This is a genomic window from Pseudomonas fluorescens group sp. (assembly GCF_020093335.1).
GTDB lineage: Bacteria > Pseudomonadota > Gammaproteobacteria > Pseudomonadales > Pseudomonadaceae > Aquipseudomonas > Aquipseudomonas petroselini.
Map to the genome: position 1 here is coordinate 63,057 of NZ_JAIOKW010000019.1, position 15,031 is coordinate 78,087.

Consider the following 15,031-nt stretch of genomic DNA (forward strand, 5'->3'; position numbering starts at 1 on the left):
CACACCTACCAGGTTGAATTCTTGAAGGACAGGTACTTGCTCGCCAGCTCGTAGGCGAACTCGGCGGACTGCTCGATCGACATGGTGTGCTTGGAATAGCCCAGCATCGATTGCATGACGGCCATGCACTGCGGGTTGTACGTGACGGAACCATCGCAATGGATTTCGTCGATGCCATCCTGGCTCTGGCAGATCGTGTTGATGCGTACCGCCTCGTCCATTGGGCAAGCCTCGGAGAACTGCACCTCGATCCGCCCGTCCTGCAACTGCACCGGATAGCCGCCCGGAAGCCCGAGAGGGCCTGGCGCATGCACCAACACCGGCGTGGACGAAAACAGCCCTTCGATGACGGTGACGGCGGAGCACGCGGTGAGGAACTGCCCGTCCACCCCACCCAGGCGGCGGTACTCGGATTTCACCGTAGAAAAAATCGCCTCGGCTGGTAGGCGAGCCACCTCCGGCCGGTCGCGCACCTCATACAACAGGCGGTAGCTGGCGCGTGGAGGCAGGCCTCCGCGTGGCACGTAATGGCTGAAGTAATGCTGGGCATACAGCTGCACCTGCACATCGGCGGGCGCACATTCGAGCAACCGCGCAATGGAAAAACGCACGGCGGGAATCAGGTTGGCCACATTGCCCACGCCGATGTCCGGCGCCAGACCGATGCGCGCCAGGATCGGGTTGACCGCATCCGGGAACGCTGCGTTCACGGTTTTGGTGGTGATGCCGGACGCTTTTACTGCTTGCATCAGGCAATGCATCAACGTCAGGTGCATCGGCAGCCAGGGGCCGAACTGGGCCTGGTCGAGCTTTTCAAAGGAGAGCTTGGGCAACCCGGTGATGACCCGCCAGGACTGCAGCGACGCACAGTTCACCAGCATGTCCGGGGCCTCTTCACGCAGCAGCCGCGCGACCTTGCCGATGTCGGTCAGGTCGGCAATCACCGGCTTTATCGCGATGAACTGCCCCAGCTGTGCGCACGACAACGCCACCAAGTTGCATAACCGAATCGTTGCTTCTTCAGTGCGGCCCAGCACTACAAATTCGAAGGCGTTCTTCGGCGCCAGAATCTTGAGGATCTGCAGGCACAGGTTGCCGGCGCCCACCAGCAGCAGTTTTTTCTTGCGCACTGGATGGCTCATCGTGGGTAGGCTCCATTGTCGACCGGAATCACCCGGCCGGTGATGTGCCGCATGGCATCACCGACCAGCAGCAAGATGACCTCGGCCACCCCACTCGGCAGGATCGGGTCCTTGAGGACCTCCTGGCGGGCGTATTCGGCGCGTCGGTATTCGGGGATGGTGCCGTAGATGGCGGTTTCATGAATCAGCGCCGGCGACACCACGTTCACCCTCACGAACGGGGCAAAATTCCAGGCGTTGGCCTTGGTCAGGCCGATCACCGCCGCCTTGGTGGCGCCGTAGAGAGCGTCGCAGCTGCCCACTTCACCGGCCACCGAGGCGATATTGACGATGCTGCGCGGGGCTTCGTGCTGCATTTCCCGCTCGGCGAAATCCTTGGAGAGGTACACCAAGGCCTTGAGGTTGACGGTGAGAATCTCGTCTATCTGTTCGTCGGAATAGGCGTAGACACTTTTACCGTGGTAAATGCCAGCGTTATTGACCAACCCATAAATAGTCGCATGGCGCTCATACAGCGTCGGAATAAAACCCTTGATAACATTCATGTCGGAAAAGTCCGCAACATGCGCCTCGAAGACATCGGCACCGTAAAGACCTTGCAGCACGTTCAGACCTTCGGCGTCCTTGTCGGCACCGATAACGAAGTAGCCCTGTTGAATCGCCATCTCTACAGTTGCCCGACCAATTCCGTTGGCTGCCCCGGTCACAATCAGCTTTTTCATACAACAGTCCTTATTGACAAAACTCATTCATGCGCGCGTAAAAAGTTTGATGGTATTCGTACATTTCCTTTAATTTTGGAAACTGCTCGAATGCCCGCAAGTCGACCGATGTTTTTTCCGGCGACACAATACGCTCACTGTTTTCTGCAGCCACATGCCAACTGCGCCAGGTTTTCCATTGTTGTGGGCATTCGCGCTTCCACGTCATCGCGTGTGGTAGAAACTCAATACCCAAGTAATCACACAGTTTGCGAATCACCCGTTCCGGATCGGCGGCCAGATCATCCGCATTAATCACATAAGGCACGTTGCCTGTCAGTTTGGTGACCACGCAGAAGATGTCGTACAACGCTTTATGCCCAATGGCCTGCAACGGCATATCAGGGTGCACCCGATGATGGGAAATAATGCTGCTGGCGGGTTCGCGAATAAGAAAGATATTGGCCTGTTGTGCGAGAAAGCCACTGTCCACTTTCAAATCGTCCAGGCAGTGGTAACACATATCTTTGTGAAACACGTTAGTGCGTTCGCGGGCCTTGAGTAGATGCTCTTTTATACCTTGGTAAGTCGTGGGCAAACTGTGGTCCCACTCATCCGAAGGAATCGCCGAATCCGCTGAAAACGCCATATGCGCAAAGGGCTCGTGGAAAACCTCGAAATCCCCCCGCTCGATAAACACCCGCTCCAGTACGGTGGAGCGCGAACGTGGATGTGCCCACAACCCGATCATCCGGTTCATGCGATCACCCCGAATTCGGCCGCCAGCAACGCGTTGAGGGCGCGCTTGAAGGGTTTTGTCACCGGGCAGAGCCGAACGCAGTAGTCGGCCAGGCGCCGGTGTGCGCTGTTGGCCTCATTGCAGGCATTGAGGAAGGCCTCGTGGTTGCCAAAGTCGTACGGCTCGATGCTGTCGACAAAGTAGGCTTCATAGAAGTACGGGATGCGAATCAGCTTCGCGAACGTCGACGCAGGCGGCTTTTGTGGTCCCACGGCGGGCACTACCGGTTTACCGTGGCTTTCACGCTCGACCAGAAACTCCACGATGTCGGGGGTCAGCGTGTAGCACGTCGCGGTCTGCCCGGTCTTTTCCAGGTGCCAGCAGTGCTTGTTGCCCCGCTCGTCCACGTCGACCTTTATGCTCGACAGCAGGGTTTTGACCGGCACGGTCGAGGCCGCCACCAGCGCCTGGATCTGCTCGTAAATCATCAACTCGGCCCAGCGCAGTTCCTCGGCGCTCAATGCCAGGCCGCGTTCGGCCGCTTGCAGCGTGAATTCAGGCTGGCAGGCGAAACGCCCGATCATGAAGGTGATGACGTGGTTGCAGTGGGCGGTGTCGACACCGTTGCTGCGCGCCGTCGCCAGGCCGCGCTCGATGGCCTGGATGCCGGCCTGGAACTGGGAGACCGTGAAGCAGAAGGTGATATTGACCGACGCGCCTTGGGCCACCAGTTGTTCGACTGTTGCCATGCCTTCCAGGCTGCCCGGCACCTTGACCATCACGTTCGGTGCCAGGCGCTGCAGCTCCAGGCCCCTGGCCGTCATGCGCTCGGCGCAGCGCACATCCACCGGGTCGACCTGCGCGGAAATCCAACCTTCGGCCTGTGCCGATTGCACCCAGCGCGGCTGGAGACTCGCGGCCCCTTCGATGATGACTTCGTTGTACAGCTGCTTGCGCAACTCATCCGGAGAGAGGCTGGCAAGGTTGAAGCGTGAAGACCAATACTCACGCTTTTCGAGGATAACGGCCGTCACCAATCGGGGGTTGGTGGTCACACTGCACAAGCCCCAGGGTTTGGAAAAATCATTCGGCATCAACCTTTCTATATAGGTAGCCGCCGCCGGGTACTTTTCCAGCAAGTGGCGTTTGTAAGGCAGGTACACAGCAGGCGATGAATCCCACCAAACTTGCGAACATTGATCGTTGCGCTTAAGTCGTTCCAGGTAACCAAGTGTGTTCACGACGCCTCCTCCCTGAGTAATGAGATCAATTAAAAATGGTCAGTAATTCACGTATATCGGTAATCGGCACTGCGCCGACTGCGACCAACTGTGAATGCCGATACGTCGGACCAAAACCGATAACACTAATATTGGCAGCGACCGCCGCCTGAATACCCGTAACACTGTCTTCAATCACCAACGCGTCACTGACATCGACGTTGTAAGTGTCACACGCCGTCAGGAATACCAACGGATCAGGCTTCCAGCGACCGACTTCATAACAACTGAATATTCGCCCTTCAAAATAAGAAAACAGTCCAGAAATACGCAGACAGTGTTCTATCTTATTGCGCGGCGCACTCGAGGCGACGCAATAGGGAACCGTCAGGCTTTCCAATACTTCAACCATCCCCTCAGTCGCCTTCAAACTGAGTGTCAGTGCTTCCAGGGCCTGCTGGCGAAAACGCTGTTCAAACTCAGTGTCCAGCGTGAGTTTTAATATCTGTTCAGCTTCGCGCAGACAATCCGCAATCTTGCGACCACGGAAGTGTTCAATAAAGCCGGTTACATCAAGTAACCTGTCGCGCGAAGCAAGCGCATTAAGCATGGAGATCAACACAGACAGGGTTATTTCTTCACTTTGGACGAGTACGCCGTCGCAATCGAAGATAATTAACTTAGGCACGCCAACTAAGGCCGCTGCTTTTACCTGACCAGGTAGTTCCCCTATATCGGCCGAAAGGCACATAGGAATCTCTTATAGGTGGCCCCGCGATGACTTCCGAACTACCAACGGAGCGGGTTGAGGTGTGCCTATAAGACACGTGGCGAAAAAGCCTGTCAAACGCTTTTGAGCGGTTTTTTAGTATCTTATGGTTATTTTTTATAGTTCTGTTATTCCATTTTTCACCATGGTTGTAGTCGCTAAAATCACACGGATGAACTTCCCCTGCGCGCGGCCAGTCAGCTACTGGAACTCACGTATTTAAGGTCGGTGAGCAATGCGTATCTCTTTGGAGCAACAAGTGGCCCTGGTGACAGGCGCCAGTTCAGGAATCGGCGCCGGCGCGGCCAAGGCCCTGGCGCAAGCCGGAGCGGCCGTGGTGCTGAATTACAACAGCCAGGCCGCACCGGCCGAGGCCTTGGCGAAGCAGATCAACGCCGAGGGTGGCCGGGCGATTGCCATCGGCGCCAACGTCTCAATAGAAGAAGATGTGGAACGGCTGTTTGCCCAGACCCTGGATGCCTTCGGCCATCTGGACATTCTGGTGGCCAACTCCGGCATGCAGAAGGACGCCAACCTGGTGGACATGACCCTTGACGACTGGAATGCGGTGATCGGCGTCAACCTGACGGGCCAGTTCCTGTGTGCCCGCGCTGCGGTGCGCATCTTCAATCGCCAGGGCGTGCGCGAAGGCGTGTCGCGGGCTGCCGGCAAAATCATCCACATGAGCTCGGTGCACCAATTGATCCCGTGGGCCGGGCACGTGAATTACGCAGCATCCAAGGGCGGCGTGGAAATGCTGATGCGCACCCTCGCCCAGGAAGTCAGCGAACAGCGCATCCGCATCAACGGCATTGCGCCGGGGGCAATCCGTACGGCGATCAATCGTGCCGCCACCGAAGGCGCGGCAGAAAAAGAGCTGCTCAAGCTGATTCCGTATGGCCGCATCGGTGATGTGGAAGACGTGGCCAACGCCGTGGTGTGGCTGGCCAGCGATGCCTCCGACTATGTCGTAGGCAGCACACTCTTTATTGACGGCGGCATGAGCCTTTATCCGGAGTTCCGTGGCAATGGTTGATTTGAAGAACGAACCACAGAGCGCCATCGATGCCCACGGCATCATTGGCGATATGCGCAGTGCCGCATTGGTAAACGACAAAGGCAGTATCGACTTCTTCTGCTGGCCGGAATTCGACAGCCCGTCGATCTTCTGCTCACTGCTGGACAGCCCTGATGCCGGGATTTTCCAACTCACCCCGGACCTGCCCAACGCGCGCCGTGAACAGATCTACCTGCCCGACACCAACGTGCTGCAAACCCGCTGGCTCAGCGACGAAGCCGTGGTGGAGATCACTGACCTGCTGGCCATCAGCGAAGAAATCGATGACCTGCCGTTGCTGATCCGCCGGGTGCGAGTAGTCAGTGGCAAGGCCAATATCCATCTGCGCTGCGCGGTACGGCATGACTACGCCCGCACGCCGACCCACGCCAACCTCGACGACGGCACCGTCGTCTTCAGTGCCGACGGCCAACCCGGCCTGCGCCTGTCCGGCAGCCATCCGCTGCAGATCAAGGACGGCGCCGCCGTGGCCAGCTTTGTCCTGGACCAGGAAGAAGGCGCCGAGTTCGTCCTCGGCGGCCAGGACGATGAACGCGTGGACAGCCGTTGCACCGACCTGGCACTGGCCCACACCTTGAAATACTGGCGCGGCTGGATAGCGCAGTCGAACTACCGTGGGCGCTGGCGCGAAATGGTCAACCGCTCGGCGCTGGCCCTCAAGCTGCTGACCTCGCGCAAACACGGCGCGATTATCGCCGCCGCCACCTTCGGCTTGCCCGAAACGCCGGGCGGCGAACGCAACTGGGACTACCGCTACACCTGGATCCGCGATGCGTCGTTCACCGTCTACGCTTTCATGCGCCTGGGCTTTGTCGAAGAAGCCAACGCCTATATGCGCTGGCTCAAAGGACGGGTCAGCGACTGCTGCAGCCAGCCGACCAAGATCAATATCCTGTACGGCATCGACGGTCGCCAGGAATTGCCGGAGGCCGAACTCGATCATTTTACCGGCCACGGCGGCGCCAAACCGGTGCGCATCGGCAACGAGGCGTTCGACCAGATCCAGCTGGACATCTATGGCGAGCTGATGGACGCGGTGTACCTGGTCAACAAGTACGGGGAAGCCATCTCCCACGAGGGTTGGAAACACACCGTCGATGTCGCCGACCAGGTCTGCGAAATCTGGAACACCGAGGACGTGGGCATCTGGGAAATGCGCGGCGAGCAGCATCACTTCCTGCACTCGCGGCTGATGTGCTGGGTCGCGCTGGACCGCGCCATCCGCCTGGCGTCCAAGCGTTCGCTACCGGCGCCATTCGCGCGCTGGGACCAAACCCGCCAAGCGATCTACGCCGACATCTGGAGCAATTTCTGGAACGAAGAACGCGGGCATTTCGTGCAGCATACCGGCAGCACCGCGCTCGACGGTTCGATGCTGCTGATGCCATTGGTGCGCTTTGTCGCGGCGACCGACCCACGCTGGCTTTCGACCTTGGAAGCCATCCAGAAAAGCCTGGTACGCGACGGTATGGTCTACCGCTACCGCAACGACGACAGCCAGATCGACGGCCTGCAAGGCACCGAAGGCGCGTTTGCGGCCTGCTCATTCTGGTACGTCGAATGCCTGGCCCGTGCCGGTCAAGTGGAAAAGGCCCACCTGGAATTCGAACAACTGCTGCGCTACGCCAATCCCTTGGGTTTGTACGCCGAAGAATTCGACAGCCAGGCCCGCCACCTGGGCAATACGCCCCAGGCCTTGAGCCATCTGGCGCTGATCAGCGCGGCGACCTTCCTGGACCGTAAGCTCAGCGGCGAGAAAACCACCTGGCAACCCTGATGTGGCGTGTGCATGATGGGCAGGCCCTCGACCACGGTCTCGACACGTCACGCTACGGCCTTCAATCGTGCGTCAGCCCGTCACGCCCATCGGCTAGCGTTCCAGCACCTGAAAGGAGCCCACCATGACCACCGCCTTCCCCCTGCACTCCGTGCGCACTTCCATGCTCGACATGGCGTATGAAGCCCACGGCCCTGCCGACGGTGCGCCGGTGATCCTGCTGCATGGCTTCCCCTACGACCCGCGCGCCTATGACGAGATCGCGCCGGTGCTGGCCGCGCGCGGTTGTCGGGTGTGGGTGCCGTATCTGCGCGGTTATGGCCCGACGCGGTTTATCAATGAGCAGGTGATGCGTTCCGGGCAGCAGGCAGCGTTAGCCAAGGACCTGTTGGAGTTCATGGATGCGCTGGGCATTGCGCAAGCCACCCTCGCCGGCTATGACTGGGGTGGGCGTGCCGCGTGTATCGTCGCGGCGCTGTGGCCCGAACGGGTGCGTGGGTTGGTGACCGGCGATGGCTACAACATCCAGGACATCGGCAAATCCCTCACGCCACGCACGCCTGCGACGGAGCATCGCTTGTGGTACCAGTTCTACTTTCACACCCAGCGCGGTGTCGACGGTTTGACTGCCAACCGCCGTGAGCTCTGCAAGCTATTGTGGTCACTGTGGTCGCCGTCCTGGGCCGAAGGGCCGGGCCTGTATGACCAGACGGCGGCGTCGTTCGATAACCCGGATTTTGTCGAGGTGGTGATTCACTCCTATCGCCACCGTTTCATGTATGCGCCCGGCGACCCGGCGTTGGAATCCATCGAGCAGGCCCTGGCACTGCAACCGACGATTTCGGTGCCGAGCATTTCGTTGTGCGGCGCCGATGACGGCGTAGGTCCGCCGCCCGAGGTGGATGATGACGTCGAGCATTTCAGCGGGTTTTACCGGCGCCAGGTGTTGCCGGGCGTGGGCCACAATATTCCTCAGGAAGCGCCGCAAGCCACGCTTGATGCGCTGCTGGCGTTGCTGGGCGAAAAGCGCTCGCGGTAGGCCTGGGGCGTCACGTCCAGCGCGCGCAGGAAGCTGCGCCGCAACGTCTCTTCACAGCCAAACCCGCACTGCACAGCGATGCGTTTGATCGACGCCGTGCTGTCGGCCAGTTGTCGGCGCGCGGTTTCGACGCGGATCAATTCGACGGCACGCGCCGGAGTCTGGCCGGTTTCGGCGCGGTAATGGCGCACGAAGCTGCGCTCGCTCATGCCCGCTTGCGCGGCCAGGGTGGGAATATTCAGGTCCAACGTCAGGTTTTCGGCCATCCAGGCGTGGAGCTCGGCGAAACGGTTGTCATCTTTTTGCAGGGACAGCGTCACACTGAATTGCGACTGGCCACCGGGGCGCTTGAGGAACACCACCAGGTGCCGCGCCACTTCCAGGGCCACCGCGCGGCCCAGGTCTTCTTCCACCAGCGCCAGGCACAGGTCGATGCCGGCGGTGACACCGGCGGAGGTCCAGACGGCGCCCTGCTGGATGAAAATCGGGTTGGACTCCACCGTCAACGAGGGGAACTTGCGCGCCAGCTCTTCGCAACGCGTCCAGTGGGTGGCCACGCGGCAACCGTCGAGCAGGCCACTGGCGGCCAGCAGGAAGGCGCCGGTGCACACCGACGCCATGCGCCGCGTGTGCTCGGCTTTTTCCCGCACCCAATCGACCAGCGCCGGGTCTTCGGCGGCGCCGTATACACCCCAGCCCCCTGCGATCACCAGCGTGTCGCACGGCGTATCGACGGCAGGCAGCGGCTCGGCCACCAGCGCCAGGCCGGCGGAAGTCATCACCGGCTGCGCCTGCGCGGCGATCACCGAGACGGCATACGGCAAGGGTTCGCCGCGCTGGCGCGCCAGGTCATTGGTGGAGGCGAACACTTGCAGCGGCCCGGTGACATCGAGCACTTGGGCGTTATCGAAAGCGAGTACATGGACGATTCGAGGCATGATTGGCGTGATTCGTGGGCTCAATGGCGTATTCGCCAAAGCCTAGGCCTCTAGAGTGAAGCCGTCCACCCCTTTGACGGAGCTTCATTCATGACCTTGCAGATCGGCTTTCTGTTGTTCCCCGGCATCCAGCAGCTGGACCTCACCGGCCCTTATGACGTACTGGGTTCGTTGCCGGATGTGAAACTGCACCTGGTGTGGAAAGACCTGGAACCCGTCACCTCCAGCACCGGCCTGGTGTTCACCCCGACCATGACCTATGCCGAGTGCCCACGCCTGGATGTGATCTGCGTGCCCGGCGGTTCCGGCGTAGGCGCACTGATGGAAGACCCGCAGACCCTGGACTTCCTCAAGGCCCAGGCGCAAACCGCGCGCTACGTGACCTCGGTGTGCACCGGCTCGCTGGTACTGGGCGCGGCGGGTTTGCTGCGTGGCCGCCAGGCGACGACACACTGGGCCTACCACGACATGCTCGCCCCGCTCGGCGCCATCCCCGTGCAGGCACGCGTGGTGCGTGACGGCAACCTGCTGACCGGCGGCGGCATCACCGCCGGCATCGACTTCGCCCTGAGCCTGGCGGCCGAGCTGTACAGCGAAGCGGCGGCGCAGCTGGTGCAATTGCAGATCGAATACGCGCCGGCGCCCCCCTTCAACTCCGGCCGCCCGGACACCGCGCCCCAGCACGTGCTGGAAGAAGCCAACAAGCGCACCACCGAATCGCGCAGGGTGCGCGGCGAGATCGTCGCACGCGCGGCTGCACGGTTAGGCTGATTCTGCAAAACACCTGCAAGCGCCGGCTCGCCGGCGATAACTCCAGGTACCCACACGCAGCCCACGCTAACCACGATGCGAAGCGAGCCGCTCTTGATCCTGATCTTGATCTAGCTTTTGATCTCAGGCGCCCCGTCAAACACGCTGGCCGGAATTCGACAGGGATTTGGGGGGTAAACCGGCAGGGATGCCGGTTTAGCCGCCCCGCGCCATGGATGGCGCGTGGCGGCGGCCCCCCAAATACCTGTCGGATTACGGGCACACCGAGCGTGAGCGAGGTGCCGAGTGTTGGGGCGAAGGCCTTTTGGTTACTTTTGGGCCTTTCCAAAAGTGACCCGCCGTAAGGGCGGAACCCATAGCAGCCGTGACCTAAATAACGGATATGTACCCAGTCTGACCCAACACCCACATCGCCCGCCAGGCCGCCTTCGCGGGCAAGCCCACTCCCACATTTTGATCGCGGTGCAACAGTCAGATTGCGGTCGGCCCGCGGGAGCAAGCTCCCTCGCCACAGGTCCACGGTGAACCTCATACACCGAGGTGCCCACATCGCACGCTAGCCAGCTCCCACATTTGGATAAGCCGTGTTCTCAAGTCACGCAGGCCGAGACATCACCGCCAAACGCACCGCCAGTACCGTCAGCACCGTCGCCAAGCCCCACTTCTGTAGCCAGGCGCCTTTTGAGCGACCGGCAAAAAACCGCCTCAGCGCCCCCCCAAAAATACCCAGCAGCATATGAAATACAGCTGCAATCAAGGTCAACACCCCCCCAAGCACCATCAACTGCACCGCAATGGCCCCTGCTTCCGGACGTAAAAACTGCGGCAAAAACACCAAAAAAAACAACAACGCCTTGGGGTTGAGCAGACTATTGAGCATGGCCTGCAGAAACACCCGGCCCAAGGGCACGCGGTTGATGTGCGCCGCGTCCGACCCTGGGCTTTTCTGCAAGGTCTTGAACACCAGCCACAACAGGTAGACCACCCCCGCATACCGGATCACATCAAAGGACGGCGGCCAACTGGCAACCAACGCCGTCACCCCGGTAGCGGTCAAGGCCGTCAACAGCACGTCGGCCACGCCGATACCCAGGGCCGATGCCATCCCCCCGCGCCAACCGTGGGTGACGCCATGGCTGATCACAAAGGCCATGTTCGGCCCCGGGGACAACAGCAACAACAGCACAGCACCGGAAAAAACCGCCAGGGTCGCGAGGTCGATCATGCTCAAGCCTTCCACCGGGAAAAGCCTGCAGATTAGTCCGTGCACCCAGGGCGGACAAAAAATTGTGCTGGATACATTGCGCTGCGGCACTTGCGAAGGGTTACGCCCAACGACGGTGTGATGCGAAACATTATTAATTAAGACGGCTGCGCCAGGATGCCTGGACCGTGGCACTCAACGGCAACAATTTGTTCGACAAAAGCTATTACAACACGGTCGGCACCGCCTCCTGGGGCAACTTCTACGGTGAACCACGCAATTTTACAGTGAGTTTGAAAGGCAACTTCTGCTCCGGCGAAAGCCCCGGTGGCAGGGCACTAAGTGCGCCTTTCCACACCCTCTTTGTCCCCCTTTTCTACCTCGTTTCGAAAAAGGTTTCGCCTTTAAGCAGGCAAAATCCTGCATTTGTTCCTACACTCAAAAACACAGCCAATGACTGAATTTTCAGACAAGGAACGTCAATAAAATGCCTCACAAAAGACCGGTTAACCTATCTAGCACGCCACTCCCGCAGCATCGTCAATCAATTGACTAACCATACAAGGAACACTCCTTTAGTCACTACCCCCGCAAGATCAATTCAAATGGTTAGTTGTTTTTGTATCGTGCATTTGAATTGGAAAGTTGCGTATTACCCAGAGTAGTCGTTCGGCCTACGTTCTAAAGCGGCTCGCCGCCTTATTGAGCCAATAGCCGAACAGTGGAATCTGGAGTGCAATGAGGGATGTTTATATGCGAGATAAGTCGTCCGTCGACAGCCTGTTTTTAACGCGCGCCGGTTTTGTTGAGTTCTTTGTTGTATTCGTCAAGTTGATCCACGGCCTGAGTGCCATTTTACCCCCACTGGTCCTGGTGTTCGTCCTGGACCCGTTGGACCCCGAGCTGCGCGCCCACTTCCTGGGCCTGCTGGTTTTTTTCGCGGTCCTGACCATTATTCTGTTCCAGGCCCTGGGCATCTATTCCGAGGAATTGTTCAGCAACCGCCTGCGCCTGAAAATCAAGATCAAGGCCTGGACCGCGGCGTTTTGCATTTTGCTGTTCATGTACCAGATCCTGCAGTTTTTCCCGCAATTGACCCCGCGTAACCTGGTGGTCTGGTACATCGCCAGCCTGGGCTTGTTTTGCCTTGAGCGCCTGGTAATGCTGCGCCTGTACAGCCGGCTGATGCGCGCCGGCAAATACCTGCAACGCACGGTGATCCTGGGGTTTACCGACACCGCCGTGCATGTCGCCGATCACCTGCAGCGCAACGGTGATATCCGCTCCGGGTTGGTGGGGTTTATCGACGACCGCACCGAGCGCATTCCCAAGGAACTGAGCAACCTGCCCCTGCTGGGCAACACCCGTGACCTGGAAAAGCTGATCCGCGCCGAGCAGGTCAATCAGGTGATGATCTGCCTGCCCTGGGCCGCCGAGCAGCGCATCCACGGGCTGGTCAACCGCCTGCGGCAGCTGTCGGTGAATGTCATGCTGGTGCCGGACATGGCTGCCCTGCGCTACGGCCATAGCAAGATCACCGATGTGGGCGGCATCTTGATGTTCAACACCTCGCAGTTGCCGCTGCGCGGCTGGTCGCCGGTGATCAAACGCTGCGAGGACTTACTGTTGGCCAGCCTGGCGCTGGTGTGCCTGTCACCAGTGATGTTGGCGACGGCGATTGCGATCAAGCTCGACTCCAAGGGCCCGGTGCTGTTTCGCCAGAACCGCTATGGCTACAACGACAACGAAATCCGCGTGTTCAAATTCCGCTCGATGTACACCGACCAGAGCGACTTCACCGCCGAACGCCAGACCACCCGCGAAGACCCGCGCATCACCCGCGTGGGCCGCATCATCCGCAAGACCAGCATCGACGAGCTGCCACAGCTGTTCAACGTGCTACTGGGCAACATGTCCATGGTCGGCCCGCGCCCGCATGCCACCGCGACCAAGGCGGCAGGCGTTCCTTTCGAGGTGGCGGTGAGCGAATACAGCTCACGGCACCGGGTAAAACCGGGCATCACCGGCTGGGCGCAGATCAATGGTTACCGGGGCGAGACCGACACCCTGTTCAAGATCCAGAAACGTGTCGAGTACGACTTGGAGTACATCTCCAAGTGGTCGGTGTGGTTTGACTTGTACATCGTCTTCATGACGGTCCCCGCCGTCCTTTCCACCAAGGAAGTCTATTGATGAACACACTCAACGGATTAATTCCCTGCATCATTTCCGGTGGTTCGGGCACACGGCTGTGGCCGGTGTCGCGGCAGAACATGCCCAAGCCGTTCATGCGCATGCGCGATGGCCAGAGCCTGCTGCAGAAAACCTTCCAGCGCGCGGCCAAACTGCCCGGCGTGGAAAGCGTGTTGACGGTGACCAACCGCGATCTGCTGTTCCGCACCCTGGATGACTACCGCCTGGTCAACAAGGCCCACCTGCCCCTGGACCTGTTGCTCGAACCGTTCGGCCGCAACACGGCGGCAGCGATTGCCGTGGCGGCGCTGCATGTGCAGGAACATTTCGGCGGTGAGGCGCAGTTGCTGGTGATGCCCGCCGACCATCTGATCCTCAATGAAGTGGCGTTCGCCGAGGCCGTGGCCCAGGCCCGCGACCTCGCCGAAGCCGGCTACCTGGTGACCTTTGGCATCCAGCCCGATCACGCGGAAACCGGCTTTGGCTATATCGAACAGGGCGAGCCACTGAGCACCGGCAACCGGGTCAAGCGCTTCGTCGAAAAACCCGACTTGGCCACTGCCCAGGGCTACCTCGACGGCGGCAAGCACCTGTGGAACGCCGGCATGTTCTGCTTCAAGGCCAGCACCCTGGTGGAGGAACTCGCCGCCCATGCCCCCGATGTGCTGGAATCCGCCCGCGCCGCGCTGGACCACAGCCAGAGCCTGCAAAACAAAACCTCACGCCAGCGTGAACTCGACTCGGAAGCATTCGGCAGCGCGCCGGATGTGTCCATCGACGTGGCGCTGATGGAGAAGTCCAAGCAAGTCGCCGTGGTGCCCTGCGACATCGGCTGGAGCGATATCGGCTCGTGGGAGGCCCTGCGCCAGCTCACCCCCAGCGATGCGCATGGCAACCAAGTCAATGGCGAAGCGATTTTGCATGACGTGCACAACTGCTACATCGACTCGCCCAAGCGCGTACTCGGCGCCGTGGGCGTGCGCGACCTGATCATCGTCGACACCCCCGATGCGCTATTGATCGCCGACGCCCACCGCAGCCAGGACGTGCGCTACATCGTTGCCGAGCTCAAGCGTCAGAACCATCCGGCGTACAGCCTGCACCGCACCGTCACACGGCCGTGGGGCACCTACACCGTGCTGGAGGAAAGCAGTCGCTTCAAGATCAAGCGCATCGTGGTCAAGCCCCAGGCGTCGTTGTCGCTGCAAATGCATCACCACCGCAGCGAACACTGGGTGGTGGTCAGCGGCGCGGCGCAGATCACCAACGGCGAGCGTGAATTTTTGATCAACGCCAACGAGTCCACCTACATCCCGGCCGGGCACAAACACCGGCTGACCAACCCCGGCATCATCGACCTGGTGATGATCGAGGTGCAGAGCGGCGAGTACCTGGGCGAGGACGACATTGTGCGCTTCGACGACATCTACGGGCGCGCCCCGGCAGACGTGAAAAAATGA

At 60.1% G+C, this 15,031-nt stretch carries 14 protein-coding genes; 7 read left to right on the forward strand and 7 right to left on the reverse strand.

Annotated features, from left to right (window positions below; genetic code table 11):
- Positions 1-5: 5 nt before the first annotated feature.
- The 5 genes from K7431_RS19510 to K7431_RS19530 are packed head-to-tail and all read right to left on the reverse strand — an operon-like array spanning position 6 to position 4,553.
- Entirely contained in the window at positions 6-1,142 is a 1,137-nt protein-coding gene (locus tag K7431_RS19510) for a hypothetical protein (RefSeq protein ID WP_012723338.1), read from the reverse strand.
- Positions 1,139-1,864, reverse strand: a complete 726-nt coding sequence (locus K7431_RS19515) for an SDR family NAD(P)-dependent oxidoreductase (protein ID WP_012723337.1) — start codon at positions 1,862-1,864, stop codon at positions 1,139-1,141. Before K7431_RS19515 ends, K7431_RS19510 begins: the two co-directional genes overlap by 4 nt.
- 10 nt (positions 1,865-1,874) lie before the next feature.
- Entirely contained in the window at positions 1,875-2,603 is a 729-nt protein-coding gene (locus K7431_RS19520; RefSeq protein ID WP_012723336.1) for a sulfotransferase family protein, read from the reverse strand.
- Positions 2,600-3,823 (reverse strand): transaldolase family protein, encoded by a 1,224-nt coding sequence (locus K7431_RS19525; RefSeq protein ID WP_043205122.1) that lies wholly within the window; start codon positions 3,821-3,823, stop codon positions 2,600-2,602. The genes K7431_RS19520 and K7431_RS19525 overlap by 4 nt, the downstream gene beginning before the upstream one ends.
- A gap of 25 nt (positions 3,824-3,848) precedes the next feature.
- Positions 3,849-4,553: an HAD family hydrolase gene (locus tag K7431_RS19530; RefSeq protein WP_043205121.1), complete on the reverse strand. Its 705-nt coding sequence runs from the start codon at positions 4,551-4,553 to the stop codon at positions 3,849-3,851.
- 253 nt (positions 4,554-4,806) lie between these two features.
- Here K7431_RS19530 and K7431_RS19535 point away from each other — a divergent pair, with 253 nt between their 5' ends.
- The 3 genes from K7431_RS19535 (at position 4,807) to K7431_RS19545 (ending at position 8,465) form a co-directional block, all read left to right on the forward strand.
- Positions 4,807-5,607: a glucose 1-dehydrogenase gene (locus K7431_RS19535; protein ID WP_012723333.1), complete on the forward strand. Its 801-nt coding sequence runs from the start codon at positions 4,807-4,809 to the stop codon at positions 5,605-5,607.
- Entirely contained in the window at positions 5,600-7,426 is a 1,827-nt protein-coding gene (locus K7431_RS19540; RefSeq protein ID WP_043205120.1) for a glycoside hydrolase family 15 protein, read from the forward strand. The genes K7431_RS19535 and K7431_RS19540 overlap by 8 nt, the downstream gene beginning before the upstream one ends.
- Positions 7,427-7,550: 124 nt before the next feature.
- On the forward strand, positions 7,551-8,465 hold the full coding sequence (locus tag K7431_RS19545) for an alpha/beta fold hydrolase (RefSeq protein WP_012723331.1): 915 nt from the start codon (positions 7,551-7,553) through the stop codon (positions 8,463-8,465).
- Here K7431_RS19545 and K7431_RS19550 read toward each other — a convergent pair.
- Positions 8,399-9,403 carry a GlxA family transcriptional regulator gene (locus K7431_RS19550; protein ID WP_043205119.1) on the reverse strand — a complete coding sequence of 335 codons (1,005 nt, stop codon included), beginning with the start codon at positions 9,401-9,403 and terminating at the stop codon, positions 8,399-8,401. The two genes, K7431_RS19545 and K7431_RS19550, sit on opposite strands and share 67 nt — an antisense overlap.
- 90 nt (positions 9,404-9,493) lie before the next feature.
- Between K7431_RS19550 and K7431_RS19555 the strand changes: the two genes are divergently transcribed.
- A complete protein-coding gene (locus K7431_RS19555; RefSeq protein ID WP_012723329.1) occupies positions 9,494-10,174 on the forward strand; it encodes a DJ-1/PfpI family protein in 681 nt (226 codons plus the stop codon).
- Between the two features lie 595 nt (positions 10,175-10,769).
- Here K7431_RS19555 and K7431_RS19560 read toward each other — a convergent pair.
- Complete coding sequence (locus K7431_RS19560; RefSeq protein ID WP_012723328.1) at positions 10,770-11,399, reverse strand: LysE family translocator; 630 nt, start codon at positions 11,397-11,399, stop codon at positions 10,770-10,772.
- A gap of 167 nt (positions 11,400-11,566) precedes the next feature.
- On the opposite strand from K7431_RS19560, the gene K7431_RS31265 reads away from it, so the two are divergent.
- The 3 genes from K7431_RS31265 (at position 11,567) to K7431_RS19575 (ending at position 15,031) form a co-directional block, all read left to right on the forward strand.
- Positions 11,567-11,839 carry a TonB-dependent receptor gene (locus tag K7431_RS31265; protein ID WP_080567172.1) on the forward strand — a complete coding sequence of 91 codons (273 nt, stop codon included), beginning with the start codon at positions 11,567-11,569 and terminating at the stop codon, positions 11,837-11,839.
- 292 nt (positions 11,840-12,131) lie between these two features.
- Positions 12,132-13,571: an undecaprenyl-phosphate glucose phosphotransferase gene (locus tag K7431_RS19570; protein WP_012723327.1), complete on the forward strand. Its 1,440-nt coding sequence runs from the start codon at positions 12,132-12,134 to the stop codon at positions 13,569-13,571.
- On the forward strand, positions 13,571-15,031 hold the full coding sequence (locus K7431_RS19575) for a mannose-1-phosphate guanylyltransferase/mannose-6-phosphate isomerase (RefSeq protein ID WP_012723326.1): 1,461 nt from the start codon (positions 13,571-13,573) through the stop codon (positions 15,029-15,031). Before K7431_RS19570 ends, K7431_RS19575 begins: the two co-directional genes overlap by 1 nt.

Bases quoted from the DNA above. Each gene is read 5' to 3' on its own strand.
- K7431_RS19510 (WP_012723338.1), bottom strand. From the start codon at position 1,142: ATGAGCCATCCAGTGCGCAAGAAAAAACTGCTGCTGGTGGGCGCCGGC.
- K7431_RS19515 (WP_012723337.1), bottom strand. From the start codon at position 1,864: ATGAAAAAGCTGATTGTGACCGGGGCAGCCAACGGAATTGGTCGGGCA.
- K7431_RS19520 (WP_012723336.1), bottom strand. From the start codon at position 2,603: ATGAACCGGATGATCGGGTTGTGGGCACATCCACGTTCGCGCTCCACC.
- K7431_RS19530 (WP_043205121.1), bottom strand. From the start codon at position 4,553: ATGTGCCTTTCGGCCGATATAGGGGAACTACCTGGTCAGGTAAAAGCA.
- K7431_RS19535 (WP_012723333.1), top strand. From the start codon at position 4,807: ATGCGTATCTCTTTGGAGCAACAAGTGGCCCTGGTGACAGGCGCCAGT.
- K7431_RS19540 (WP_043205120.1), top strand. From the start codon at position 5,600: ATGGTTGATTTGAAGAACGAACCACAGAGCGCCATCGATGCCCACGGC.
- K7431_RS19545 (WP_012723331.1), top strand. From the start codon at position 7,551: ATGACCACCGCCTTCCCCCTGCACTCCGTGCGCACTTCCATGCTCGAC.
- K7431_RS19550 (WP_043205119.1), bottom strand. From the start codon at position 9,403: ATGCCTCGAATCGTCCATGTACTCGCTTTCGATAACGCCCAAGTGCTC.
- K7431_RS19555 (WP_012723329.1), top strand. From the start codon at position 9,494: ATGACCTTGCAGATCGGCTTTCTGTTGTTCCCCGGCATCCAGCAGCTG.
- K7431_RS19560 (WP_012723328.1), bottom strand. From the start codon at position 11,399: ATGATCGACCTCGCGACCCTGGCGGTTTTTTCCGGTGCTGTGCTGTTG.
- K7431_RS19570 (WP_012723327.1), top strand. From the start codon at position 12,132: ATGCGAGATAAGTCGTCCGTCGACAGCCTGTTTTTAACGCGCGCCGGT.
- K7431_RS19575 (WP_012723326.1), top strand. From the start codon at position 13,571: ATGAACACACTCAACGGATTAATTCCCTGCATCATTTCCGGTGGTTCG.